Annotated in this window: 18 protein-coding genes; 6 read left to right on the forward strand and 12 right to left on the reverse strand. The window is 63.3% G+C overall.

The window, feature by feature from the left end; all coding sequences use genetic code 11:
- Both AC1DYC_RS28580 and AC1DYC_RS28585 read right to left on the reverse strand, forming a co-directional pair.
- Positions 1 to 2,195 (reverse strand): DUF5801 repeats-in-toxin domain-containing protein (locus AC1DYC_RS28580; protein WP_477411043.1); only part of this gene is annotated, 2,195 nt, incomplete at its 3' end.
- Positions 2,196 to 2,514: 319 nt separating this feature from the next.
- Entirely contained in the window at positions 2,515 to 3,003 is a 489-nt protein-coding gene (locus AC1DYC_RS28585; protein WP_477411044.1) for a helix-turn-helix domain-containing protein, read from the reverse strand.
- A gap of 560 nt (positions 3,004 to 3,563) precedes the next feature.
- Between AC1DYC_RS28585 and AC1DYC_RS28590 the strand changes: the two genes are divergently transcribed.
- Both AC1DYC_RS28590 and AC1DYC_RS28595 read left to right on the forward strand, forming a co-directional pair.
- Positions 3,564 to 4,625 carry an OmpA family protein gene (locus tag AC1DYC_RS28590; protein WP_477411045.1) on the forward strand — a complete coding sequence of 354 codons (1,062 nt, stop codon included), beginning with the start codon at positions 3,564 to 3,566 and terminating at the stop codon, positions 4,623 to 4,625.
- Between the two features lie 40 nt (positions 4,626 to 4,665).
- A complete protein-coding gene (locus tag AC1DYC_RS28595) occupies positions 4,666 to 5,898 on the forward strand; it encodes a caspase family protein (protein WP_477411176.1) in 1,233 nt (410 codons plus the stop codon).
- A gap of 21 nt (positions 5,899 to 5,919) precedes the next feature.
- Here AC1DYC_RS28595 and AC1DYC_RS28600 read toward each other — a convergent pair whose 3' ends face one another.
- Positions 5,920 to 6,483, reverse strand: a complete 564-nt coding sequence (locus AC1DYC_RS28600; protein ID WP_477411046.1) for a DUF6931 family protein — start codon at positions 6,481 to 6,483, stop codon at positions 5,920 to 5,922.
- Between the two features lie 331 nt (positions 6,484 to 6,814).
- Between AC1DYC_RS28600 and AC1DYC_RS28605 the strand changes: the two genes are divergently transcribed.
- The gene (locus AC1DYC_RS28605; protein ID WP_477411047.1) at positions 6,815 to 7,351 is read left to right on the forward strand and encodes an OmpA family protein; all 537 of its coding nucleotides are present in this window, start codon (positions 6,815 to 6,817) and stop codon (positions 7,349 to 7,351) included.
- A 90-nt stretch (positions 7,352 to 7,441) separates the two neighbouring features.
- Here AC1DYC_RS28605 and AC1DYC_RS28610 read toward each other — a convergent pair whose 3' ends face one another.
- The 8 genes from AC1DYC_RS28610 to tagH all read right to left on the reverse strand — a co-directional run bounded on the left by AC1DYC_RS28610 (position 7,442) and on the right by tagH (position 21,805).
- A complete protein-coding gene (locus AC1DYC_RS28610; protein WP_477411048.1) occupies positions 7,442 to 9,097 on the reverse strand; it encodes a caspase family protein in 1,656 nt (551 codons plus the stop codon).
- Between the two features lie 233 nt (positions 9,098 to 9,330).
- On the reverse strand, positions 9,331 to 11,727 hold the full coding sequence (locus AC1DYC_RS28615) for a M23 family metallopeptidase (RefSeq protein WP_477411049.1): 2,397 nt from the start codon (positions 11,725 to 11,727) through the stop codon (positions 9,331 to 9,333).
- The gene (locus tag AC1DYC_RS28620; RefSeq protein WP_477411050.1) at positions 11,724 to 12,182 is read right to left on the reverse strand and encodes a DUF1036 domain-containing protein; all 459 of its coding nucleotides are present in this window, start codon (positions 12,180 to 12,182) and stop codon (positions 11,724 to 11,726) included. Before AC1DYC_RS28620 ends, AC1DYC_RS28615 begins: the two co-directional genes overlap by 4 nt.
- An 11-nt stretch (positions 12,183 to 12,193) precedes the next feature.
- On the reverse strand, positions 12,194 to 14,590 hold the full coding sequence (locus AC1DYC_RS28625; RefSeq protein WP_477411051.1) for a serine/threonine-protein kinase: 2,397 nt from the start codon (positions 14,588 to 14,590) through the stop codon (positions 12,194 to 12,196).
- Positions 14,587 to 15,345: a PP2C family protein-serine/threonine phosphatase gene (locus tag AC1DYC_RS28630; RefSeq protein ID WP_477411052.1), complete on the reverse strand. Its 759-nt coding sequence runs from the start codon at positions 15,343 to 15,345 to the stop codon at positions 14,587 to 14,589. Before AC1DYC_RS28630 ends, AC1DYC_RS28625 begins: the two co-directional genes overlap by 4 nt.
- Before the next feature lie 151 nt (positions 15,346 to 15,496).
- Complete coding sequence (tssM, locus tag AC1DYC_RS28635; protein WP_477411053.1) at positions 15,497 to 19,012, reverse strand: type VI secretion system membrane subunit TssM; 3,516 nt, start codon at positions 19,010 to 19,012, stop codon at positions 15,497 to 15,499.
- On the reverse strand, positions 19,009 to 20,541 hold the full coding sequence (tssL, locus tag AC1DYC_RS28640; RefSeq protein ID WP_477411054.1) for a type VI secretion system protein TssL, long form: 1,533 nt from the start codon (positions 20,539 to 20,541) through the stop codon (positions 19,009 to 19,011). The genes tssM and tssL overlap by 4 nt, the downstream gene beginning before the upstream one ends.
- 238 nt (positions 20,542 to 20,779) lie before the next feature.
- Positions 20,780 to 21,805, reverse strand: coding sequence for a type VI secretion system-associated FHA domain protein TagH (gene tagH, locus AC1DYC_RS28645; RefSeq protein ID WP_477411055.1), 1,026 nt, complete (start codon positions 21,803 to 21,805; stop codon positions 20,780 to 20,782).
- Positions 21,806 to 22,179: 374 nt separating this feature from the next.
- On the opposite strand from tagH, the gene AC1DYC_RS28650 reads away from it, so the two are divergent.
- The 3 genes from AC1DYC_RS28650 to AC1DYC_RS28660 are packed head-to-tail and all read left to right on the forward strand — an operon-like array spanning position 22,180 to position 25,282.
- On the forward strand, positions 22,180 to 24,513 hold the full coding sequence (locus tag AC1DYC_RS28650) for a type VI secretion system Vgr family protein (protein ID WP_477411056.1): 2,334 nt from the start codon (positions 22,180 to 22,182) through the stop codon (positions 24,511 to 24,513).
- An 8-nt stretch (positions 24,514 to 24,521) separates the two neighbouring features.
- Positions 24,522 to 24,947: a DUF6484 domain-containing protein gene (locus tag AC1DYC_RS28655; protein ID WP_477411057.1), complete on the forward strand. Its 426-nt coding sequence runs from the start codon at positions 24,522 to 24,524 to the stop codon at positions 24,945 to 24,947.
- 41 nt (positions 24,948 to 24,988) lie between these two features.
- Entirely contained in the window at positions 24,989 to 25,282 is a 294-nt protein-coding gene (locus AC1DYC_RS28660; RefSeq protein ID WP_112620958.1) for a hypothetical protein, read from the forward strand.
- A gap of 41 nt (positions 25,283 to 25,323) precedes the next feature.
- Here AC1DYC_RS28660 and AC1DYC_RS28665 read toward each other — a convergent pair whose 3' ends face one another.
- Positions 25,324 to 26,181: a hypothetical protein gene (locus AC1DYC_RS28665; RefSeq protein WP_162707734.1), complete on the reverse strand. Its 858-nt coding sequence runs from the start codon at positions 26,179 to 26,181 to the stop codon at positions 25,324 to 25,326.
- Positions 26,182 to 26,199: the final 18 nt, after the last annotated feature.

Consider the following 26,199-nt stretch of genomic DNA (forward strand, 5'->3'; position numbering starts at 1 on the left):
GCTCCGGTCGCATTGGACGTGCCGTCCGGATGGTCCACCCGGCCGACAATCACGCCGCTCTCGTTGAACAGCGAAATCTGACTGTTGTCCGTCGTCAGCAGCAAGGAATCCGTCCCGTTGCCGCCCGCGATCGACAGTGTCACATGCGTCGTCGCGCCTTCATTGTCCGAGCCCGTCGACGTCGTGGTGTCGACTAGGTCGACATTCGACCGCAGTCCGATCGGCGTGCCGTAGCCCGCCGGGAACGGATTGCCCGCAACATTGTCGTCCGCCGTGTCGTTGGCATCCGCCGCGCCGGCCGAGTTAGCCGGCCGCTCGCCGATCGACTCGTCCATCACCACGCTGTTGCCGGTCGCCACGATCGCCGCCGTCGGGCCATCGTCCTGGAACTGGAGCGCGTTGCCGATGCCGATCGATTGGGTGGCGATGTCGCCATCGCCGTCGGTCACGGTCACGACCGCGTTCACCAGGCTGCCGAGATTGACCGACTCGTCGTAATTGTCCGGTGAAGTCGGGTGATGGAGCGACAGATACTGGGCGACCGTAACCTCGCCCAGATCGTTGATCGAGATCGCAAACGCAACCGCCCCGGTCGCATTGGACGTGCCGTCCGGATGGTCCACCCGGCCGACAATCACGCCGCTCTCGTTGAACAGCGAAATCTGACTGTTGTCCGTCGTCAGCAGCAAGGAATCCGTCCCGTTGCCGCCCGCGATCGACAGTGTCACATGCGTCGTCGCGCCTTCATTGTCCGAGCCCGTCGACGTCGTGGTGTCGACCAGGTCGACATTCGACCGCAGTCCGATCGGCGTGCCGTAGCCCGCCGGGAACGGATTGCCCGCAACATTGTCGTCCGCCGTGTCGTTGGCATCCGCCGCGCCGGCCGAGTTAGCCGGCCGCTCGCCGATCGACTCGTCCATCACCACGCTGTTGCCGGTCGCCACGATCGCCGCCGTCGGGCCATCGTCGTCGAAGTTGATGAAGGAGCCGACCTCTTCGGTGTGGGCGCTGGTGCTCGTCGTCGAGAAATGGAACTCGGTGATGTCGCACCCTTCATTTGAATCGACCCCCGTAACCAGCAATCGATCCATTTGGCTGCTGGTGGTGATATTGACGGTGGTGATGTTATCGAGCCCGGTGATCGTGACGACGTTGGTCCCGAGCCCGCTGACGGTGACGTCAACGCTCCCCGCGACGTTATAGGTACCATTGACAGTGATGGGGGACGCTACCCCCGACTGCCCGGTCAACGTGACGCTGGTAATGGGCGCGGCGGTGGTCGGGCTGCCGTTATAGAAGTCCAGGCCTTGCTCGTTGCCCGTAACGTCGAGGGCGGTGATCTTGACGTCCACCCGCAAATTCGGATTGGAAGGCGTGATCTGGTTGATCGTGAACCCGGCGTTCACGATGTTATCGAGATGGCTGCCGTAAGAGATTTGCGAGGCAGTGCCCGCGGCCAGGGTGCTGCCACTGATAAAGTCGACCTGCAGCGTTTCGGTCGGATTAATGCTCTGGTTGTTGACGCCGAAGCCCTGTGTACTCACGTTGGCCGTGGCATTGTTCGCCCCCAGGAAGCCTGTCACCAGAAGCTGACTGGAAGGGCCACCGGATGAATTGATTGCGTAGAAATCATGATTGCCGGGCGCGGCGTTCTGGCCTGAGAAATTAGCCACGGTGGTCCCCGCGACCGAGGCGTACACCTTATTGGTCAGGTCGATACGGTCGTCCGGGTTGGTCGTGATCAGATGGTGCAACGGAACATACTCGACCAGGTACAGGTCCGCGTTGGTGGCGCTCGTGGGAAACAGCCCAAACGAGAAGGCGAGCGGCCCGGTCTCGGCGGGCTCGGCGTCCGGGTCGGAGGTGCCAATGACGCCGATGACGACGTTCGCATTGTCTGGATCCTGGAACAGCCAGACATAATTGCCATCGACAGTCTGAATTTGGCTGTTCACGCCGACGGTGGTGGAAAACGGATGCCCTAAGGAGTCCTGGGTTAGAACGACTCCGGTGATGGTTTCCCCTGCGCTAGCCGTGGCGTGCACGAAGTCGGCCTGGGAGGCGACCTCCAGCGCGGTGCCCAGAGTCAGGAGATATTGCAGCGTGGTGTTGGGGTTGCCAACGGGGTCAATATCGTCGTCCGTATGGCCGATGCTTTCGTCGATGATGATATCTTGAGCTGTGATGTCGAGCATGGAGATTCTCCCCTTTTTTGAATACATCAAGAAAAGGGTATTCACCCCCACCCGATGCCGGATGCACCTACCCCAGGGCATCCGCTGGCGCACAGAATTGCGGCCTTTAATCCTCCATTGTGCCGCCGCCGAAGAGGACGCGTCCATTCGCGGTTCGATAGTGTTATGGTGAATGCCCTTACCTGATCGAACGATATACATCCTTCGACCGCGACAGGCGCTCGCGGGCAACCGCGTTGGTGGATCGAACGATATGCCGTGGGGTTCCGGCCTCTTGCCGGTATCCTGTCGACGCAGTGCCAACGGCAGGAGGGAGGGGTCAAAGCCCGCTTTTGTGACTTGGTCCCGGATGGTCCGGACGTTCGCCAAAAGTCGCCCAGGCGAGTTCCGCCCTGCTGCCGAGGCGCAGCTTCTCGTAGACGTGATGCAGATGCATCTTCACCGTGCCTTCGGACACATGCAGCCGCTGCGCGATGATCTTGTTGCGCAGGCCGCGTGAAACAAGGCCGGCGACTTCCGTCTCGCGCCCGGTAAGTTTTGGCGCGGGCTGAGGCAGCGGTCTCGGCGTCAGCATATGCTGGAGGATGTGGTCGTCGACCCACTTTCGGCCGGCTGCCACCGCATTGACGCATTCGACAAGGTAACCGTGGCTGATGCCGTCCATCAACAGGCCGTCGGCATCGAGTTCGGGGATTTCGTTGAAGTCGAATCCGCCGTTTGGCTGCAGGATGTAGATGATGCCCAGAGGGCTGCTGGTGGCTCTCAGCCTTGCGGAAAGACCGGCTGCCTGCCGGTCCGCAGCGTCCAACCCTATTATGACAAGAGCAGGCCGGTGGCGCTCCACCAAGGGGAGAACCTCATTCGTATGGTGGCATTCTGCGACAACGCTATGTCCCGCCTTACGCAAAACCCACTCAAGACCGGCGAGATAGACCCCCCGCGGGTCCGCTACAACCAGGGCAGACATGTGAACACCGTCCGTAAAAAACGCAACGAACTTTGTTTAATATGTCAAGAAACCAGAGCTTCGGTCGGTTGTCAAGAAGTTGCTAATATTATAATATATTCAAAGATATGAATGGCATTTTCTGCGCGCTCCACAGGCCCGCCGAAGCGCTCGCGATCGCGCAAGGTGCCTCTGGATTTTGACGCCTGTTAAGCTGCCAGTGATGACGGATTTTTGAGCGGTCTTCTCCCCGGGCAGACCGGCGGAGCTACTCGCAAAGCCAAATCATATGTTCTATGTTCGCTGGCATCACTGCGTACCACCGCTGTGATCGGAACTGAGGTCTGTCCTGAGGCGGGGCATCCATGTTCGAGGCCGGCGGATTTTTTTGGCGACTAATGTCGATGTCAAAGGGGCGGCGCATGGTCGGCGCCTTTGCTCTGGCCACCGCTATACTCGGCCTGTTGCTGCTTGCGCCGGAAGCGGCAAATGCGAAGCCGAACTGGACGCTCGATCCGGCGAATTCGACACTCACCTATCAATCGGTGAAGAAGAACACCATCGTCGAAACCAACAAGATCCGGAACCTCTCCGGCACGTTGACGGCCGACGGCGCCGCCAAGGTCACGTTCGACCTCAACTCGGTCGACACCGGCATTGATCTTCGCAATGTCCGCATGCGTTTCCTGTTCTTCGAGACTTTCAAATTTCCGGCGGCGGAAGTGACGGCGAAAGTCGACCCCGCCGCCTTCGCCGAGCTCGCCACCAAGCGGCGCATGAACGCGCAGATCCCGTTCCGCCTCAGCCTGCACGGCGTCGACAAGGATCTTGAGGCCAATGTCGTGGTCACCATGATCACCGACTCGATGGTGTCGATCGCCTCGGAGGCGCCGGTTGCCGTGCATGTCGAGGATTTTGGCCTGCTGCCCAACATCGAGAAACTCCAGCAGGCGGCCAATGTCAGCAGCATCGTGCCGACGGCCTCGGTGTCTTTCGACTTCGTCTTCACCGCTGATGGCGCCAAGCCGGCGGCGGCGCCTGCCGTTGCGGCCGCGGCCCCGGCCGATGCCGGGCCAGTCGCCACCGATGCCGGCAAGACGTCCTTCAGTGACGATGAATGCCTGAACAGGTTCGAGGTGCTGTCGCGCACCGGCGCCATCTATTTTCGCCCGGCCAGCGCCCGCCTCGACGAAAAGAGCCGCCCGCTGCTGGCCGAGGTGGTCGGCGTCGTCGGCAAATGTCCGAAACTGAAGGTCGAGGTGTCGGGCCATACCGATTCCGACGGCTCGCCGGCGGCCAACAAGACCCTGTCGGAACGGCGCGCCAGGGCGGTCGCCGACGCGATCATCGCGGCTGGTATTCCATCGGCGCAGATTTCGGCTTCCGGCTATGGCGAGGAAAAGCCGGTGGCGCCGAACGATACGCCGAAGAACAAGGCGCTGAACCGGCGGATCGAGTTCTCCGCCACGCCGCTCGCCAACTGATCCGGCCCGTTGGCCGAGAAGGAACCCGGTGCGTTTGGATATGATTGCGAGTTGCGGCAATTTCATGCGCGGCATCGGCCTGGCCGTGCTGGCACTGGTGTTGACCGTGAGTGCGGCCAGTGCCGAACGCCGCATCGCTTTGGTACTCGGCAATTCCCACTACCAGAATGCGCCCGTGCTGCCCAATCCGGTGAACGATGCGCAGGCAATGTCCGATCGCCTGAAGGGCCTTGGCTTCGAAATCGTCTCCGGCCTCGACCTTACCAAGGCGCAGACGCAGGAAAAGATCGCGCAATTCGCCAAACAGGTGCGCGGCGCCGATGTCGCGCTGTTCTTCTACGCCGGCCACGGGTTGCAGGTCTCCGGCAGGAACTACCTGCTGCCTGTCGACGCCGCACTGGAGGACGAGACCTCGCTCGACTTCGAAGCCGTGCAGGTGGATTTCATCCTGCGGCAGATGTCGCGCGAGACCAGCATCAGGCTGGTGTTCCTCGACGCCTGCCGCGACAACCCGCTCGCCGATGTGCTGGCCAAGGAGACCGGCGGCGACAGCTCGGCGAGCAGCGGCCTTGCCGAAATTCCGATCGAGAATGGCGGCGCCGGAACGCTGGTTGCCTTCGCCGCCAGTCCCAACCAGCTGGCCTATGACGGATCGGGCGAGCACTCGCCGTTTTCAGCGGCGCTGCTTGCTCATATCGGCGAGGCGAATGTCTCGATCAGCGAAGCGATGAACCGGGTTACCTCAGATGTGTTCAAGGCCACCGCCGGCCGCCAGCGGCCCTGGATCAACGTCTCGCTGACCACCGATGTCGTGCTTCACAAGGTCGATCTCAATGCGCCGCTGATCGTCGGTGATTCCAACGCGGCTGCGCCCGAAGGCGATTCGCAGACGCGCACCGGCGCCGCCACCAACCCGCCGGGTACCGACGCCGGCGAGCAGGCGCTGGAAAAGCTGCGTGAGGAAATTCCGAAGCTGGGCTCGGACGCGCCCGTCCTTTTCGATGTTCCGGTCAACTTTGGCGACCCGGCGATCGACGGCAAGAGCATCGCCCAGCTCATCCAGGGAAAACCGCACTTCAGTCCGGTCGAAGGCCTGGAAAAGTCGGTCTGGGACAATCAGTGCAGCAACTGCCATCAATGGACCGAGGAGCGGCTGTGCGACCAGGCCAAGACCTACGTTACCAATGACGTCTCGGTGTTGCGCCTGCAACATCCGCTCGGCACGCGCTTCAAGGTGGCGCTCGGCAAATGGGCGCAAAACGGCTGCAAATGAAACCGCGGCGAGTCAGAGCAATCAGGCTCTGCGCAGCGCTTCGGTTTCGGCAAGATGAATGCCCATTTCGACAAAGGCGGTGAGCACCGAGAAGCGATCCGCCACCGCAACCCGCGCCAGTCCGGCCAGAATGCCGGCGTTGACGGCATGGGCAGCGGGCAGCGGCCGCAGCCTCGACCCGTTGGCCTGGTCGGCCGAGCCATTGACATGCCGTTGCACCGCCAGCGCGATCCAGCCGGCAGGGGTTTGCTGCCGCCCCATCGCCGCCTCGGCGACAGCCGCCCGGCGGCTTGCATTGCCGGGTTCGGCGACCCAGTCCTGGACCAGCGCCAGCGTTTCGAGATCCTGCTGCTCGAGCAGCTCGGTCAGGTGGCCCAGGCACTCATGGCCCCACCAGATCGCCGCCCGGTCGGGCAGGAGATAGGCGCAAAAGGTGATCGCTTCCTCGGGGATTCGCCCGACCATCAGCCGGCGACAGAACTCGAGTGAGGGCTGGTCGGTGGGAACAGCCGTCATATCCTGGGCGACAGCACTGTTTGCGGCAAAGAGATCGCGTGCGGTCTGGAATTGAAGCCCGTTGACCATCGCTGCTGTTGTCCTCCCCCCAAGAGCAGCTATCACTCAACGCGCCTGCGAGGCGCGGGTCAAGCCTGTCGACCGCCACATGTCCATGACGTTGTTCACAGACAAACGCGCCGCGCTTTGGTATATTCCACAGTCAGACCCAGGAATCCGAAAAAAGGCCAAGCCGGCTTTCGGAGAGAGAGATGCAGGGTCAAACGGAACATGGAGCCTGGCCGTCTTGGTCCGACGGATCGGGCTTTGGTGACATCGGAAGCTCAGAGCAATTCCAGGAAGAAGCGGCTTTCCGTTGGGAATTGCGTCGAAACAATGAGGCAGAGCAGGAGTAACCGTTATGCTGCGGGGCATTTCAGTCTTAGCGTTGGCGACCGTGCTTTTTTCGACGCACGCCTACGCCGACCCACTTCAGAAATCGGAAGACATTGTGAAGTTTTTTGCCGGCGCGATCGATCACGGCGCGGCGCGCGGGATTTGCGTCGGCACCGAGGATGAGTGCAAGAGCAAGACCGACAAGAAAGATAAGTCGTCGGAGAAGACCGGCCTCGATATGCTGATCAATTTCAGCCTGGATTCGTCCGAGCTCGATGCCAAGGCGCGCAGCGAACTCGATGAGTTCGCCAAGGCGCTGAAGGATGATCGGCTGAGCAAGCTGTCCTTCGTCGTCGAAGGCTATACCGACGCGTCCGGCTCGGCGAACTACAATGAGGGCCTGTCGCAGCGCAGGGCGCAATCGGTGACGGCTTTCCTGGAATCCAACGGCATCGAGTCCACGCGCATCACGGCGGTCGGGCTGGGCGAGGCCAATCCGCGCAACCCCGACCCCTACAATCCCGTCAACCGCCGGGTCGAGATGCGGATCAAGGCGCAGTAGCTTTGCTCGCGGCGTTTTTCGGCCGTTGTTAAACACAAAAGCCGCGTGTCCAAACGGACGCGCGGCTTTTGTGCTGTTCGACGTGATCGGTCAGTTCTTGAGCACGCCGCCGACCGCTACACCGGTGCCGAAGATCAGCGCCTTGGTCAGGAAGTCATTGTTGTCCTGCGGCGGCGGTTCGTCCTCGCGCACGACCTCGCGGTTACGCCTTTTCTGAACGAATTGCTGTTGTCCGCGCGGCTTCTGGGCATACTGCTTCTTGCGCGGTTTCTCCGCCACCGGCTTCAGCGTGCGGGCCTTCTGCACCGCCTGTTTCTTCGGCTTGTCCACGCCGGCCTGGTCGGCCGCATGCTTGGCGCGCACGGCCTCCATCATCGGGTCGGTCTGGATCTCCAGGAACGCCAGCTGCTCACGCGTCAGGAAAGTGGTCGGCGGCAGCCCGTTCTCCTCTTGCCAGTCGCCGATCGCTTGCCGGGTCTTGGCGCCGATGTCGCCGTCGACGCTGCCGAGCTCATTGCCCAGCGCTTCGATGCGCAATTGCAGGTCGATGCGGCCCTGGCGGTCGAGACCGATGGCGTTCTCCGTCGCCTCGGTGCCGAGCACCTTCTTCATGTCGTCCGAAATGCCGACCGAGGTGCGCACGGCAGAGCCGGGGTTCGCTTCGGCAGCATCAAGCGCTGCGACTTCCCGCTCCTGGGCTTTCGGATCCTTCAGCGCGTCGATGTTCAGCCGCGCCACCGTGGCGAAGCGGCCATTCGGGAACTGCTCGAGATAGGCTTCGTAGAATGGCGCGGTATTGCGCTTCGAGGCCTCGTCCCACAGCCGCTGCTCGACTTCCCACGAGGGCGGTTCGCTGGCGACAGGAGCAGGGGCGGGCGCTGCCGTGGCGTTCGCTGCATCGGCGGCCGGCTTGGCCGCGGCTTCAGTTGCGGGTTTTCCAAGGAAAACCTCGCGGCCCAGCGATGCATTGTGCCATGGCCGCTGGCGGCCTTGGGTGGTCTCGGCCACTTCGCCACGCACCCGGGTCAGCGCACTCTGGATCTCGACGCCCGGTTCGGTCAGATGCCTGGCGAGCGCGGTGGAGTAGGGGCTGTCGACGCCGTTGCCGTCAAAGGCGATGGCGCCCGGGTCTGTGGCATAGGCAATCAGGACGCCGCCGGTGCCGACGCCTTCCGATTTCGGATCGATTGGGGCGAGACCGGTGCCTAGCGCGGTGGAGCGCGTCTTCGGCATCGCGGCCGCCAGCGTGCGTGCCAGCGGATTGTCGCGGCAGGCATCGAGGATGATGACGCCGACCGCCGGGTCGGGCGGCAATGCTGCCATGAAGTCGTCGATCTGGATGGTGCGGGTCTTGAGATAGGCCGGCGACGTCAGCTCGGCGTCGACCGGGATCAAAAAGTTCTTGCCGTCGACCTGCATGCCGTGGCCGGCATAGAAAATCACGGCGAGGTCGGCATCGTAGGACCGTTCGGTGAATTTGCTGATCAGGCTGTGCATGCCGGCATTGTCCTGGTCGACGCCCTCGATCACCTCGAAGCCGGCATTGCGCAGCGTCGATGCGATGAGATGCGCGTCATTGGCCGGATTGGGCAACTCGACGGCATGGACATATTTGCTGTTGCCGATGACCAGCGCGACGCGTTTGGCGCCAGGCGCCCCGGCATCCGGCGCTGCAGCCTGGACGGTGCCAAGCGCGGTCAGCATCAACAGAAAAAATCCGCTCAAAAGGACGGCAAACGCTTTCATAGGATCAGCCCTCCGCCCCAATGGGGCGCGTTATGGATGTCTGCGCATGCTAAATTTCACCAGCGACACAGTCGCTTCTGCCAAAATGGCTCTTGGGCGTATGTGATCCCAACCACAGTTTTGGTTCACGACGGACCCAAAAAAGCTCTCTAAATGCCGGCTAATATACCATTTGCCGGCCTCAAAACCAATCGGCCCGGCGAAAACCGGCGCGGCTGCGCACTGAGCTGCGGCTAGCCCGGCTCAAGGTCGTTCTGAAGTGAACCCACCAGCGCCGTGATGGCCTGCTTGTATTTTTCGAACTCCGGCGATGTCTGGCGAACCTCCGTCGTCGTCTGCTGGCCTGCATCGGTCGTCGCGGGCGTCGGCAATTTGCGGCCCATTTTCCGCTCCGCCCAGTCGACGACGTAGCTGGCGGTCTTGCCGGTGAGGAAAGGGTTGGCCTGGATGACGGCCGAGCCAAGCACCGCGCTCAATTGCGCCGATCCCGGCGCCGCCAGCACCTGATGCGCGCCTTCCATGCCGAGGAAATGGCAGAGATAGAGTCGGCCGGCGGTGATCTGGTGGCCGCGCGCCTTGAGATAGGCCTCGCCCTCGCGCGCCAGATTGCGCACCATCTCGCGCGAGATGGTGGCGTCGTAGCGCAGCGCCAAAAGGTCGGCGGTCGACAGCGAGCGCGCCAGTTCGGGACGGTAGGTGTTCATCATCCGGATCCAGGTTTTCGAGATGAACTGGCCGGCGCCGGTTGCCGAAGACAGCGGGTTCTTCGCCCGCGCGCTGCCGCCCGATTCGACATGAACGATACGGTCGGTCAGCGTCTCGACGGCGGGATCGCTGGACGTCGCGGCGATCGCGGCGGTCGCGGTGCCCAGCGGATCGATCGCCACACCGCCCTGATAGAGTTCGAAATGCAGATGCGGCCCGGTCGACAGTCCGGTGGTGCCGATATAGCCGATGATGTCGCCGGCCTTCACCTTGGTGCCGACGCCGCTGGCGATGGCGAATTTCGACATATGCGCATAGCGCGTCTCGCGGCCGCCGGCATGCGCGATCTTGACGACATTGCCGTAGCCGCCGCCGTCGCCCTGGAAGATGATCTCGCCGTCGAAGGCGGCGGCGATCGGCGTTCCCACAGGTGCTGCCCAGTCGACCCCCTTGTGGATGCGAACCACGCCCAGGATCGGATGCTTGCGCGGCCCGAAGGTCGATGTCATGACGCCGCTGACCGGCGTCACCATGCCGTTGGCCACTGTCAGCGAGCGCACCTGATCGTCGCCCGAGACGCAGGAAAACTGGCCGTCGCTCTGCTGGAAGACGAAACAGTCGAGGCTCTTTTGCGCGCCCTGCACGCCGACATAGAGCACCCGTCCGTCGGCCTCGTTCTTGCCGCGCGGCGTCTGCGAATAGATCAGCACCAGGCGCTGGTCCTCGCTGGCGAAGGCGTCCAGATCCTGTCCGCGCGACAGATACATGATGGCTTCGCCGATGATGCCGCTCGGCACGTTGTTGCGCGCGGCCGTCGAATAGATCGCGTCGAGCAGGCGGTATTGCCGTTTCTGCGTACCTTCGGTCTCGGCACCCGAATAATTGAACAGATCCTCGCGCACCCAGGGGTCGACACCCGACACGAAGGCGCCGGCCGCATTGCGTGTCAGCGTGCCGACAAAGACATTCTTGGCGTAGATCGAGACCTGCATCAGCGACATGGTCGTGGTCTCGCGCGTCGGCCTGAAGCCGCGCATCGCCACGACATAGCCGGGCTGCAGGCCGTCCTTGTCGAACAGCGCCTTCAGCGCTTCGCCGGCAAGCTTTGCGTCCTCGGCGGAAAAATGCGCATCGAGCGCAACGCTGTCCAGGCTGCGGTCGTTGAGGATTTTTACGAACGTGTCCTCGGTCGCCTCGAAGCGCTGGTATTCCGAAGTGACGGTGGCAACGCTGGTGTTGTTCTCGACCGCTGTCTTCTGGAAGGCGGGGAGTGCTGCTTCCCCTTCATCGATGGTCTCGCCCCAGCCGGCTTCGGGGTCATCGGCTACCGCCGAGGCACCCGGAGCGGCCTGCGGATCAGGAGCTGGGCCGGGAGCCGCCGGGGCTTCGTCCGCGCCGGGCGAGGGTTGAAGATCATTCTGCAGGTCATTCTGCGGATCGCTGGGTTCGGTCGGCGCAACCGCGGTCTTTCGCTGTGCCTGGAAGAAGGCGAAATCCTCCTGCGTTGACGGGATCGTCGTCATGAATTTTTCGCTGGCGCTGAGCATCACGTCGGACAGGACTTCGATCTCTGGAGAGATGCCGGCCTGGTCGAGCTCCGCCGGGCGCGGCATCGCGCGGCCCTTGGTTGCAGCGCCGGCCTCGGGCGCCAGCGTGATCCACATCGGGTCGCCGGCAAGATCGATGATGGCCGGCACATAGATCGATGCGTCGGCCGGCACGTCGTCCGAGCCTTCGACGGCGTGCAGCTCCTCGTCCTCGTCACCAAACGACCAGTAGTCGGCAGTGAGGTAGAGGCCGGTGGCGATCGCGGCAAGGACGACGGCCCCTAGACCAGCCGCCAGCCCGAGCCAGATCCTGCGTCTGCGCAGCGCGGCCCGCGCCTGCTTCTTTGCCTTGAAGCTGGTGTCGATGCTGTGCGTCACGGCGCGCTTCCGGTCAGGAAGAAGGTCCAGCGCACCTGTTCGAGCGTATCGACTTCGAGAAATTTCGCGGCGATATGGCCGCGTTGCCAGCATTCAGTGATGCCGCGGATCGAGAACCGCCGCCGCTCGATGCACATGTCGGTGGCGCCTGCCAGGATAGCGTGGCCGAAGACATCGGTGGCGTAGATGTAGATGTAGCGGTTTGTCAGCTCCTCACGGATGACGTTGACGCATTGGTTGGCGCCAATGGTCCACCAGCCATCGGTCTGGTCGGCGTCGTCGACCTTCTGGCCGACGGCAAGATTGACGACGTCGAGCGTCTGGTTGCAGACGGTGAATTCGGCGCGCGCTTGCCCAGTGGACAGAAACGCCAGCAAGAGCGTCGCGCCTGCGATCGCAGCAAGCTTCACGCGCGTTCGGGCAAACAGGACGGGATCACGGCGACGGCGTTTCATCGGCGTCCGTGCTACCCGCCGAGGCGGAAATATTTGGCGGTCGCCGAAAATTCCGAGCTCCTGGGGCCGATCTCGTCGAGGATTCTGGGCAACAGCACCGAGGCCGGCATCGGCGTCGAGAAATCCGCCGCCTTGATGTCGTCCGGACCGGTGATCACCATGATGATCTGCGGCAGCGCCTTGCCTGCCGCCTTGTCGGCGGCGCCGAGCCCGATAGGAATGCTGAAAGTCGCCTTGTTGGCTTGTACGACAACACGGTCGTCGAGGTTGAAGGCAATGCCCCTGTGGTCGATCAGGATTACGCTCGACACCAGCCCGCCGCGCGTCACCAGCGTGCCGTCGATCGGCGAACCGTCCGGCACCGAAGTCTGGTCGAGCACAAGCTGCGGTCTGTCGGCGGTGCTTGCCCCCATGAAACGCAGGAAGTCGGTGATCCCGCATTGCGTGGGCTGGATGAGGCGGACGCTGATGTCCGGCTCGACATGGAACTTCGCCTGGAATTCCCCAAGCAGCTGTTCGAACGGCGGCACCGACGTGCCAAAGCCCTCGATCGCGGCACTCTTGTCGGTGGCCGATGTCACCGTCGCATAAAAACAGTCGCCACCATTGAAGGCGCTCACCCAGGTGACCTGCTCCGCGGCCGCAGCGGGCGGCGGCACCGCCGGTTTGGGCACATTCATGGCAATGTCGGGCTCTGCCGGCTTGTCGGCCTGCTGACCGCTGGCAATATCGGGCTGGCTTGGCTTGGGCTCCACGATTGGTTCCGGCGCCTGCGTGTCGGGCTTGGGCGCCTGCGCGGTCGGTTCAGGCGCCTGCGCCTCGGGCGCTTGAGCGGTGGGCTGAGGCGTCGGCGCTAAGGGTTTAGGTGCTTCGGCCGTTGGTTCAGGCGTTTGCGTGGTCGGCTCGGGTACGGTTGCTTTGGTCTCTGCCGGCGGGCCGGCCGGCTCGGGGTTTTTCGCGACATCGGGCTGCGTCGGGTTGGAAGGCGGTTGCAACGAGACCGTCTTGTCGGTTGGTGCGGCTGGCTGCGTAGTGCTCGACGCGACCGGCGGCGTCGGCTGCGGCGCGACCGGCGCTTTGGCTTGATCTTCAGCCGGAGCCTCTGCCGGTTGCGGCTTTGGCTCCTCCACCGGCGCAGTGTCCGGAGCGGGTTTGTCGGCGACGATCGGCTTGGTCAGCTCGGGTTGGAGCGGCGGTGTCTTGTCGGTATCGGTGACGGGAGGCCGGTCTCCGAAACCCACGATACCCGATGCATAGAGCCCCCCCAGCGATGCCACGACAACCGCCGCCAGCGCCGCGATCGTCAGGTTTCGGCCTGTAGTAGCAGGCTTCGTCGGTGTGCTTGCTCGCCTGGGAATTTCAGCTGTCGGCTTCGGTTGCGTCAGAAGTGCCGGGCGCACGTGCGGCACGAAGGATGGCTCTGCCGCGCCGCTTGCGGGGACTGCGCTGAGGCTCTGCGAACCCTCGACCGTCGAGACCGGCCCGGCAGTCTGCCCGGTTCGCGGCAGACCCGGTCGGGGTGCAAGCGAGGCCGGCGGCAAGGTGGCGTCGCTGTCGTCGCGCGTTAGTCGGGCGATTTCGGCCATGCTGGCCGGCCGTTCCTGCGGATCGGGCTGCAGCATGGCTTCGACGACGTCCCTGAAATCGGCATCGATGCCGGAGAGATCAGGCACGCTCCGCCGCTTTTCGACGATCTCGTATTGCGAGCCGCCCATGTCGATCGGCTTGCCGAGCAGCGCCGCCGCCAGCACCAGCCCCAGGCTGTAGATGTCGGACTGTTCGCTGACCTCGCCGCCATAGAGCCCGAGCTGCTCGGGAGAAACATAGTTGTATTTTCCAGCGAACTTGCCGCCGATCAGCGTCTCGCCGCCGACCGCCGCCGATCGCGCAATGCCGAAATCGATGATCTTGGCGCGATCGACCCGGCCTCCCGGTAGGATGATGTTGTCGGGCGAAAGATCGCGGTGGATGGCGCCGGCCTGGTGCACGGCGCTCAGGCCCGACGCCAGCCGGTGGCACAGCTTGCGCACGTCCTGCGTCGCCATCGCGCCGCCGCGCATGACGTCGTACAGCGACTGGCCGTCGACGAATTCCATCGCCAGATAGGGCCGCCCGATGCCGGGGTCGATGGTGAAGACGTGGTAGCGCACGACAGCGTCGTGCGACAAATGGTTGAGGATCGAGGCTTCCTTGCGAAACAGCGACAGGATCGTCTGGTCGCGGGCGAATTCCGGCAGCACAATCTTGATCGCGACGTGATCGCCGGTCTGGATGTTGTGGCCGCGATAGACCTCGCCCATGCCACCCGAGGCGATGCGTTCGTCGAGCTCGTAGATACCGCTGAGCTGCGTGCCGACGCTGGTATCCGCCATATTGGGCAACAGCCGCGTCTTGTCGTCGGAGCTCATCGGTTGTGGCCTCCTGCTTGGGACAGGCCATTGCCTTTGTCTCTGATCTTGACCAGCACGATGGTGACATTGTCGGTGCCGCCGCGCTCGAGAACCATGGAGAGCAGCTTTTCGCAGGCAGCCTGTGGCGCCGCCGACAGTGCTGCTGTCGCTATCTCGGCGTCGCTGACATGAGCCGTCAGCCCGTCCGTGCTCAGGATGAAAATGTCACCGGCCAGCGTCTCGCCTTGCTGGAAGTCGATGTCGATGTCGTCGTTGACGCCGATGGCGCGCGTGATGACGTTGCGGCGTGGCCAGTTCTCGGCTTCGGCGGCGCTGATCACGCCGCTGTCGAGAAGCTCCTGAACCTCGGTGTGGTCGCGCGAAATCTGCGAGATCGCGGCGTTGCGAACGAGATAGACGCGGCTGTCGCCCGACCACAGGCAGGCGAACCTGCCGTCCATGGCCAGAAGGGCTGCGACGGTGGAGCCGATGGTCACGCCGCGCGAGCGTGCGATCCGGCGGATCTCGGCATGCGCCCGGTTCAGCCGGTCCTCGAAGCGCGCGCGCAGATCCGGCGCCGAGCTGGCGATGCCGATCGTCGCCAGATGCTCGACGATACTGGCCGACGCGACCTCTCCGGCCTCGTGTCCGCCCATGCCGTCGGCCACGACCCAGAGGCCGATCTGCGGCTCGACCAGATAGCTGTCTTCATTGTGGTCGCGCACGCAGCCCTTGTGGCTGACGCCGTAGCTCTCAAAGGCGGCACCGCTCACTTGCCTACCCTCCGCAACGCCTTGTCGCCTGGCCAGTCTGCCACAGCCCCATCCATTAGCGTATCGAAATCTAGGCCGCAGGCGATGGACGGCATGATGCCGCCGCTCTCGCTCCGCCCCGCAATCGCCGATCCTGCCATGCAATTCCCCATCAGAAGGCCTTTGGACAGCTGAAGGCGGAAAGCGCCGGCAGCGTGAAGGGGTTGCCATCCTCCCCGGTCTTGATCGTATAGGCGACATCGCGCCCGCCGATGACGAAATGCGCTTCGAGACTGTCGCCATTGGCGGTGACCTGTCCCTTGTCCAGCAATCGTTTCAACGCCCAGGGGCCGTCGAACTTGATTGCGGACTCGCGCCCCGGCAGCTCCGGCGTCAGACTGAGACTGGCCGAACCTGTCTTGCCCGGCCACGGGATCAGGCCCGGGGTGTTGCCGGCCTGCGTGGCCTGCAGCACCTGGCCGTCGATGTTGAGCAGCGCCATGTCGGCATCGCCATGCAGCGACAGCGGCGTGAAGGTGATGTTGATCGATGGCGCCGGCCCGCCGAGCGGAAAGAAAGCCGCGCGGATTTGTGCCGCAAGCTGAAAATTCCTTAGCGTCGATTTCGCCAGATTGCGGCCGAACTTGGTGTCCTGTTTCCAGTCCCAGTCCTGGCCGCTCATGTCGACCAGCGACGCCAGGTTCTGCGCGAAGAACCGGTCGAGCACCCCGCCCGGAGAAAACAGCCTGGCAAAATCGGCCATCGCGACATCGTCGGTGCCGGCAGGGGCGAATGGAAAGCGCCCGGCGATCACCTCTTCGCACGGGCGGCCGACGGTCTCTTCCAGCATTTCATTGAGATGCGTGGTCGATGTCTCGGCGACGGTGCCCTCGAAATCATCCGCCGCCGCACTCACCATCCTGGCCAGCGCCTTCGGCAGCCGCGAGGCGTTGGCGCGCAGCGTCGAGATCTGCAGTTGCAGATTGGCGTTGGCCTGGTCCGTCTGCGCGGGGACATCGGCGGCCAACCGCACACTTTGGTAGATTTCGCGGAAATTCTGGGTCAGGGCATCGAGCGGGCGCTGGCCGGGCGCGCCGGCCACCAAAGCCTGAACGGACCGGAACTGGGCTTCGATGTTGGCGCCCGGATCCTGGCTCTGCGTGCTGACAAAGGCGGTCCCGGCCCGGCTTTGCGATTTACGCGCCGCGAGTTCGATGCCGATGCGGGCAAGGCCCTTGGCGCGCGCGGCGGTTTCCTGGTCGCTGTCTTGAGACGCCGCCGGATTGCGCTCTTGCGTCAACGCTGTTTCGCGCGCGATCGCCTCGAACAGCTGCATCAGCGGCGAGTTCGGCGAGCCGGCCGCGGACAGCGCCAGATATTCCGGCTTGTCGGCGGCCATCGCCTTGAACTTCAACCGGTCGAGCACCTCGTTCCACGCCGCCGCAAAACCCTTGCCGTAGCGATCGAGAAGCTCGGGGCCGAGCTTGAGCAATTCCTGGTCGAAGCCGCCTTGCTCGCCGCCGCTGCCGATCACCCATTGATCGTCGACCAGCGCCTGCGCCACCTTGGCGAGCTGCGCCAGATAAAAGTCGAAACCGGCATGGGTGTAGAGACCGGGGACGCGAAGCGAGGCGAGGTCGTTGGCGTCAGTGCGCTCGAACAGGACCGGCGCTTCCGCGCCGGCCTGCTGCGAAACCGAAAAATCGCCCAGCGCCGCCGCATAGGTAGCCGACTGGATGAGCGCGGTGGCGCGGTCGGCGAGCGTCATACGGCCGAGCGAGCGCTGGGCGGATTCGACCAGCGAACGGTTGAGTTCGAAGGTAGGGTCCTGGTCGTCGTCGAGCGCCAGCATGGCGCGCAAATGTTTCTCCAGCTGCGCGCGGCCGTCACGATTGTGGGCGCCGGGATAGCGGTTCTGCTCCCAGTCGCGCTTCAGCCAGGTGACGACCAACTCGTCGTCGACTTTCGGCGCCTTGCCGCCCAGCATCAGGTAGATCTTCAACGGCTCGTACAGCGCCATCGGATCGGCCATTTTGGCCTCGATCGTGCGTTCGAGCTGGAACAGCAGGCGTGAGCGGAACATCCGCTCCAGCCCCTGCCGGTAGGCGGTCTCGGATGCCGACAGGATACGCTCACGCTGGCTGAGGCCGAATGTCGCCTTGGCCGGCGTCGCCTGGTCTTTTGCGTCATAGCCGGCCGGCAGGCTGCGCAGCGCATCGAGCGCGCCGATGACGGTTTCGAGATCCGCATCCGACACCGTCGTGGTCGCAAGCAGCGGGGCGGCTGTCTGGCGATATTGCCCGGCCGCCTGGCTGGTGGCGGCGACCAGCGATTTGTTTGTCGTGAAGCTCAGGCCGAGGACGCCAAGCCCGGCGATAGCTATGGCCGCGATCGCCGTCAAACCGGCATAGCGGGCGATGGTCGCCCGCCTGTCGGCTGCCTTGTCATAGGACACCCAGCCGGACTCGGCGAAAATCACGCGGCTCAACATATCGTGCAGGAAGAAGCTTTTGCCGGTGCCGGAAAGATGCGCCTGGGCGTTCTTGCCGAAACTGCGGCCGATGCTGCCCAGCAGCTGGTCGATCGGCGTGCCTTCTTGCGTGCCTGAGGAAAAATAGAGGCCGCGCAAGGGCGCATTCAGCTGCTTGCGCGTCGGCTCGAAGACGCCGTCGAGGAAATGCACGATCCGGCCCCTCAGCGCGCCGAGCTGCGCGGCGAAGCCGAAAATGGCGATACGGGCGACGGGATCGGTCTCCGCCTGCAGCCGCTCGCTCATCTCCTCGCTCAGGCGTTTCACCAGCGCATCGAATTCGGCCGGCGCCTCGCCGACCAGGTTCAGGCCGCGCTCCGCGGTCTGGAAGGTTGCGCCCCAGACTTGGCGTCGGCGCGCTTCGTCGAACCCGCCGAAAGTCTCCATGAATCCGGAGACCAGGTCCGCCTTGGTGAACAGTACGTAGACCGGAAAGCGGACCTTCAGGACCGTGTGGATTTCCTGCAATCGGCTGCGGATTTCGGCGACACGGGCGGCCTGCTCGCCGTCCGCCATCAGGTCGGCGAGGCTGATCGCCAGGATGACTCCATTGATCGGCTGCCGTGCCCGATGCCGCTTCAGCAGCGACAGGAAGGCGAGCCAGCTTTTGCTGTCGGTTCGCGCGTCGGAATCCTGCGTCGTGTAGCGCCCGGCCGTGTCGATCAGCACCGCCTCGTCGGTGAACCACCAGTCGCAATTGCGCGTGCCGCCGACGCCTGCCACCGGCTGCGCCTGGCCCGATCCGGCAAGCGGAAAGTTCAGCCCGGAATTCACCAATGCTGTGGTCTTGCCCGCCCCCGGCGGGCCGATGACGATGTACCAGGGGACGTCGTAGAGGAAGTTGCGCTTGCCGCTCGATTGTCTCAGCGTCGCAACCGCCTCGTTCATGCGGGTTTCCAGCAGCTTTGCGTCACTGCCGTCCTCGGCGCTGGCCATCGCGGCTTCCAGGGCCTTTTGCGCCTTGCGCCTTCGCCAGAACCGGATCGCATAAATGACCGCCACCGTACCGACGACGGCGCCGATGATCACCGCGCGCAGCCAGACGGGGTCCAGCGGTCGGGCGCCGGCATAGCGGATCAACGGGCCTGCGAACCAGACCGCGGCGGCAAAGCCGGCCAGCGCGAGCGCTGAGAAGATGCGCAGCAGCCAGCCGGTCACAGTGTCTCCTCCCGCGGGATCATCACATCGACACGGCGGTTTTTGGCGCGGCCCTCCGGTGTTGCATTGTCGGCGATCGGCTCGTCTTCGCCCTTGCCCTCGACCTTTGTCCGCGACGGATCGCTGAAATGCGCCGCGATCATCTTTTCGACCGATTGCGCCCGGGCGACGGAGAGGTCGAAATTCGATTTGAAGGCGCTGGTCTTCTTCGGTTTGACGTTGTCGGTGTGGCCGACGATCCGGACCGGTCCGCGCTCGGCATCGAGGGCCGCCGCGATGCTGGCGGCCACGGGCTCGAACTCGGCTTTGATGTCGGCTCGCCCAGACTGGAACAGCAGTGCGTTGCTGATTTCCACGACGATGAAATCGCCCTTGGTGCCGACGCTGACGCCGCCTGCCTCGATCTCCTTGCCCAGCGCGGCGCGGATGCGGTCGACCTGCGCAATCGTCGTTGGCGCTGCGACGACTTTCACCTCCTCGGTCAGCGGCACGAAGCCGGTGCGCTCGATGGTGACTTGCGTCGCCGGATTGAGCGCCAGCAATTCGCCGGCGACGGCCTCGCCGTCATTGGTGATGAGAACCCGCAGCGTGAAAAAGGCTGCCGTCAAAACCGCCGCCGTCGAGGAGGCGATGGCCCAGAGCGGAACCCGCCTGGAGCCTTGCGCTGACGTCAGCGACAGGCCTTGCCAGCGCGGCGAGATGTCGTCGTCGTTGCCCGTCCTGAAGTAGGCCAGCGTCTCGTAGACGTCGCGGCGGACACGCTCCAGGCCCTCGCGCGCCTGGCCGCGATACTGGCCTTCGAAGCCAAGCGACAGGCAGACATGCATCAGCTCGATGAGATTGCGGTGCGGTTCCGGCGTCGCCAACACCGTGTTCAGCGCCTGGAAGAAACCGGCGCCGGTCGGTTTGACCTCGAAGAAGCGCTGCAGCATGGCGTGCTGCGCCCACGCATCCCGGCCGGAGCCGGGCAGGTTGGCGATGATATCGTCTGCGGTTTCGCAAAGCACATAGCTGGCGATGCGCGCATCCTCTTCGGAGGTATCGGTTCTGGCGATCTTGCGGTCGAATTCCTCGATCAGGCCGGCAACATGCTCCGCCAGCGGCTCGGCCTGTCTTTCGATTGCCACCAGCCGCAGGTGCCCGAGCAGCATCAGCAAGGGCGCCGCGGCGGCAACGATCGGGTTGGCCGTTCCATAGTCGACGTCGTCGCTGGCGCCGAGCAGCGCATCCCACGGCGTTTTCTCTGCCGTTGCGGCCGAACCGTGAAATGACGGGTCGGCGGAAGTCTCGGTGAAAGGCGCGCCTTGATAGATCACAGTCCCCGTGACGTCGGTCTGTGCTGCCGGCTGGCGGCCGGCGTTGGGATCGAAAACCGTCGATTCCGGCGTGCTGGCAGGGGCGATCACGGTGCTGCCTTGCGCCGGCGCATCGCGGGCGAGAACCGTCTTTTGCTTGCGACCGGGATTGGGGCGGCTGGGGCGGATGACGGTCTTGCCGGCCGGATCGAAAGGATCGTCGTCAGAGCTCATCGCCGATCATGCCCCGACGCGCGCGGCCGCGCGACGCACGGCGCCATGTCCGCGCGAACGCGGACCGCAGGACGCTATCTCGCCGTGACGTGACATGTGCCGCAGACCCCCGAGGTCGACCAACCGTACCCGCGTGCTCAATCGTCGTATGTGATCGTAGTCTCAGAAGGTTGCGATTGAAACCCGGCGCAATTTTGGTCGTCGGCTGGTGCCCGGGCAGGCTTCGGGGCAGGCGAGATCAGCTCTTGCCTGGCGGTTTCTGTTTGGCGGCCTTGGCATAGGCTTCGCTGAAATAGGTGAGGAATATGTCCAGCAGGCCGTTTTCGTGCGCTTCCTCCTTGGCCCGCCAGGTTGCGACCAGCGCGTCCCAGGCGCGCGTCTTCTTCGACGCAAACGAGGATGGCGGCAGTTTCTTCGCGATCGCCTCGGGCGACAAATCGTCGAGCAGCCGCGCCAGCGCTGCCTGCATGGCAGCGAAGGTGGCGAATTCATGCGTCTTGAGGTCGTGGAAGGCGTCCTCGATGCTGTGCCTGGCGTCGAGATAGCCGGCCCTGCGCCGGGCAAACATGATGTCGAGGATTTCGTCGGTCCCGGGCACGAACTTCAGCGGATTGTTGTCGGCGGCATTGATCATGGTTCGATCGCTGGTCTTGGCCAGGACTTTTGCCGCGGCGCGCGCCTTCAGCAGCAGCACCAGCTCGTCGACGACGATCCGCAGCACGCCACCGATCTCGCCCGCAACCTCATTCGGCTGGCGCAGCAGGAGCACCTCGGGCGGGATACCGGCGCCGGCGGCAATCGCGCGCAGGATCTCGTCGACTTGCTGTGGCCGGCTGGAGCCCGATGCGGCTGGCGCGGTCGGTGACCGTGGCGATGCGATATGGTCCGGGAAGGATCCGGCGACGGGCATCTGCCGTTGCGTCGAGCCATGGCCACCGTAGGCTGCGTTCCCGTCATTGATCGATACCGCCACGATATAGCGGCCGATCCTGAGCCGGTCGCCTTGCGCAAGCCGGTGCGGGCCGGCCAGGCGCTGGTTCGAGCCGTTGACGAAGGTGCCGTTGCGCGAGACGTCGTGGAGAACGAAAGCGCCGCCTTCATAGCGGATTTCGCAGTGCCGGCCGGAGATGAATTTGTCCGGATCTGGCAAGGTCCAGGCGCAGTTCTCGCGCCCGATCTCGAAGCCGCGGTCGCGCGATGCGTAACCGGGCGGCAGCCCGGCAGGCAGGACATCGACATTGCTGATCTGCAGACTGATGAACATGCAATATAGCCTGTCGACCGCTGGCCTTCCCATTGATCCGATGCGCCACAGTCTAGCAGCTTGCGGGCACAGCGGGAGAGCGACGTTTCACACTGGCGAAAGCGGCGCAAACAGGACCTGTCTGCCGCTCGTCCTCTTTGGTCTGCCACAGAACATGTGGTAGGCTCAACACGGCCTGGGGTGGCAAGTTGCGAAATGTCCCTGAACGTGAGGTCGTTAACACAAGAAGGGCTTCGAACCTGCCACACTAGAGCCTGTTCCATCCCGACAGGTCGGGATGGGGCTCTATTTCTTTGTTTGAGCATGATCGTTTCCGAAAACCGGACCCACTTTTCGGGATCATGCTCCGGCCGCGTCCAGGAGGGGCACGACCCATGCCGAGTGAACAACGCGCCGCACTTGTGCAGACGCCGGTCGGCGCCGAGCTGCTGACCTTCACGCATCTCGTCGGCCGCGACGAGATCAGCCGCTGTCTTGCCTACACCGTGGGATTTGTCAGCACCAATGCGGATATCGATCCGCTGAAGATGCTGGGCGGCGTCGTCTCGATCGAAGGCGAGTCCGATCCCAAACGCTGGTTCAGCGGCCTCATCGCCGAGTTTCGCCTTACCCGCATCGAGGATCGGCTGGCTTACTACGAGGCGATCGTCAGGCCATGGCTATGGTTCCTCGGCAATACCACCGACTGCCGCATCTTCCAGGACAAGACCGCCGTCGAGATCGTCGAGGAGATATTCTCCAAATATGGCGGCATCGCCAAGTTCGAGAAGCGGCTGCAGGGGTCGTATCCACCGCGCGAATATTGCGTCCAATATGACGAGAGCGACCTTGATTTCGTGCAGCGGCTGCTCGAGCACGAAGGCATCATGTACTTCTTCGAGCACGCCGAGGGCGAGCACAAACTGATCCTGGCCGACGCCATGAGCAAGCTGAAGCCTGCGCCGGGCTATGAGACCGTGCTCTATCAGTTCGAAGGGCAGGGCTCGCGCCGCGACGTGGAATACATCACCGAATGGATCCCAGGCAGTGCGGTGCGCCCCGGCGCCTATGCCCACACCGACTACGATTTCGAGAAGCCTGCCGCTGATTTGATGGCGAAGTCGGCGCAGCCCTTCGGCCACAAGCAGGCCGCCGGCGAGAACTATCGCCACCCCGGCGCGCATCTCGAAGTCGGCCGCGGCGACAGCCTGGCGGCGATAAGGCGCGAGGAAATCCAGGCGCCGCATATGCGCATTGCCGCCGTCGGCACCGTGCGTGGCCTGTTTTCCGGCTGCACCTTCAAGCTCGACGGTTTTCCGCGCAAAGACCAGAACAAGGAGTATCTGGTGGTCAGCGCCGAATACCGGCTGTTCGATCCGGGCTACCGCGCCGGCGTCGACACCGACGGCGAGAATTTCAAGGTCGTGCTCGGCGTGGCGCCGACCTCGGTGCCTTATCGGCCGCCAAGGATCACGGCGCGGCCGATCATGCGCGGGCCGCAGACGGCGACGGTCGTCGGCCCGTCCGGCGAGGAGATCTTCACCGACAAATACGCCCGGGTGAAGGTGCAGTTCCACTGGGATCGCCTCGGCAAGAAAGACCAGAAGAGCTCCTGCTTCGTGCGGGTGTCGCAGACTTGGGCCGGCAGCGGCTGGGGCTTCATCCAGATCCCGCGCATCGGCCAGGAAGTGATCGTCGATTTCATCGAAGGCAATCCGGATCTGCCGATCATCACCGGCAGAGTCTACAACGCCTCGCAGATGCCGCCCTACGGGCTGCCTGGCAACGCCACGCAGTCAGGCTGGAAGTCCAACTCGTCGAAGGGCGGCGGCGGCTACAACGAGCTGATGTTCGAGGACAAGGCAGGGTCCGAACTCGTCAATTTCCAGGCGCAGAAGGACCACCACCTTCTGATCAAGCACGACCGCAACAAGACGGTCCAGCACGACCAGTCCGACCGCATCGACCACGACGCCAAGCACTCCGTCGGCCACAACCTCGACGAGGACGTCGGCAACAACAAGACGGTCAAGGTCGGCGTCGACCAGACCACCGATATTGGGTCGAACGACACCGAGACGGTGGGCAAGAACCGGTCGCTGACGGTGGGGGTCGATGAGACGATCAATATCGGCTCGAACTCCACCGAGACGATCGGCGCCAATCACACGCAGACCGTGGCGATCGTCCAGACGATCACGGTCGGTGCAGCGCGTATCGACACCGTTGGCGCAGCGGAGCAGCGTAGCGTTGGTGGCCCTCAAATGAACGATATTGGCGCCACGCGATCAATGACCGTTGGCGCGGGTCAAAGCCACACGATTGGTGCAAGTGACACTTGGCAGATTTCTGCAGATCAGACCGTGCAGACGGGGGCGGACCAGGTGTTCAAGATAGGCGGCGCTCACAGCACCGAAATTGCCAAGGAGCGCGGCGCAAAAGTCGGCGAAGACGACTCGACAGAGATCGGAGGTGCCCGCAGCACGAAGGTTGCGAAGAAGGACATGCTCGATATCGGCGAAGACGGTCTCATCAAGGTCGCCAAGGGCATGACCATCACAGCCGGCGAGCAGATCATCTTCAATTGTGGATCCTCGTCCATCACTTTGAAGAAGGACGGGGAAATCACCATCAGCGGAAAGGACATCATCGTGAAGGCGTCTGGCAAAGTGAACGTCAAGGCTTCCAGCGACATCACGATGAAAGGCTCCGAGATCAAGCAGAACTGAGGCCAGCTATGACAACGGTCGTTGATCGAATTGAAGGCGTGGTGATCGGCGTATTCCTCGGCTTTGGAGACGACGCACCACTCGTCGTATTTCCCGGAAATCCCAACGACACGGCGATCCCCGCACGCACGCTGACGGATCTTTCCGCCGGTATGATCGGAACCGAGGTTGCACTGCTGTTTCAGGATGGAGATCCGTTACGGCCGTTGATTGTCGGCGGCATCGTCGAACCGAGTCGCGGCGACAGTGCGGTGCATATCGTCAGGGACGGAGAGACGGTGAAGATCGTTGGCAAGGAACGGATCGAGTTGCGGTGCGGCAAGGCGGCTATAATCATGGAGAAGGATGGTCACATCACCATCCGAGGAACGTATGTGACAAGCCATGCCAGTGCCACGAATAACATTCGAGGCGGGTCGGTGAATCTCAATTGAGCAAGTTTGTCCTGGAAAAAATCGTCCGGCAGCACGCGGAGATGGCCGCGTTTCTTTGGTCCGTCTATGACCACCACCTCCTGCACCCTGAGGAAAACGCTGAACTGGACGAGATCAGGATTGCTCGGCTGATAGAGCGTCTTGAGGCTCATCTCGACGGTCTGCGGGTCGCGCGCGAAGCCGGGCTCAGGATCGCAAAGGAGCGATATGAGGAGTTCCCCGAACAGGGTGAGCTTTTCGTGCTTAGAATGCTATCGGCGGCCGAACCGCCACGAATCCTCGATCTCGACCTTGATAAGGTGCGGACCTACCTGCGTACCGCTCCGCGCTCGTGACCTCGCCGCAATTGTCTCGGCTAAAACGCCGACACGTCCATTTAGATATCTGCAATCAGCGGTATGTTTATCCACCGGCCGTTCTCGAATTTGTCGACGCCGCGCCCATACTGCTTCCACAGCTGATTTCCGTCGCAGGTCAGCCTGATCGCCGGCGTTGAGTCAAAAACCGACAAGGTCGTACCATTCAGTTCGAGTATTTCCTCGCCTGCCGCAATCAAGACCTTGTTGTCCCAGCGAGCTGAATTCATGAGGGTCTCGGTGCGTCCGTCAACGTCGAGTTGGGTTAGCTGGTCGGCGTTGCCTATCAAAGCCGTGGCGTTCCAGCCCGTCACCAGCATCGTGTCTTTGGACAGCGCGGACACCGATGTAAGACTGGCATTTGTCGGCACGTCTATCTGCTGAAACGCGCCGTTCACGACGTAGGCCAGGAAGCCGTTGTCGCCGGTCGCCACCATCTTTCCGCTGCCGTCGAGTGCAAGGTCGAACAGGTATGTGTCGTCATCGTTGGGGGTCACTTCGACCCAGGCCGGATCTTGCCACAGGCAAATGACACCTTCTGAAGTCAGGCCACACAGTTTGCCGGTGACCACGCGCAACGCATTTATTCGTGGGACGGGATCGCCAACGTCCGGCAGATCCGTCCATTGGCCGCCGCGCAATCGATAGAGGCCCGAATAGCCGTCCACGGCGAACAAGGAATCGGCCACGCAAGCGATCCCGGTCACTTCGATGCCAAAGTCCCGGATAAGCGTGGCTACGTTGTTACGAACCTCGAACAAGAGCGTTCGATCCGCGTCTACCGGCCCGTCGCCAATCGGATGCGCAATCACGTATGCGCCCGCATCGTGCAACGCGATGCAGGTAGGATACAAACCACCAGGCGTGCGATACCTCATACGTCTAACTCCTTGCGG

Source organism: Mesorhizobium sp. P2_E7 (genome assembly GCF_056403855.1).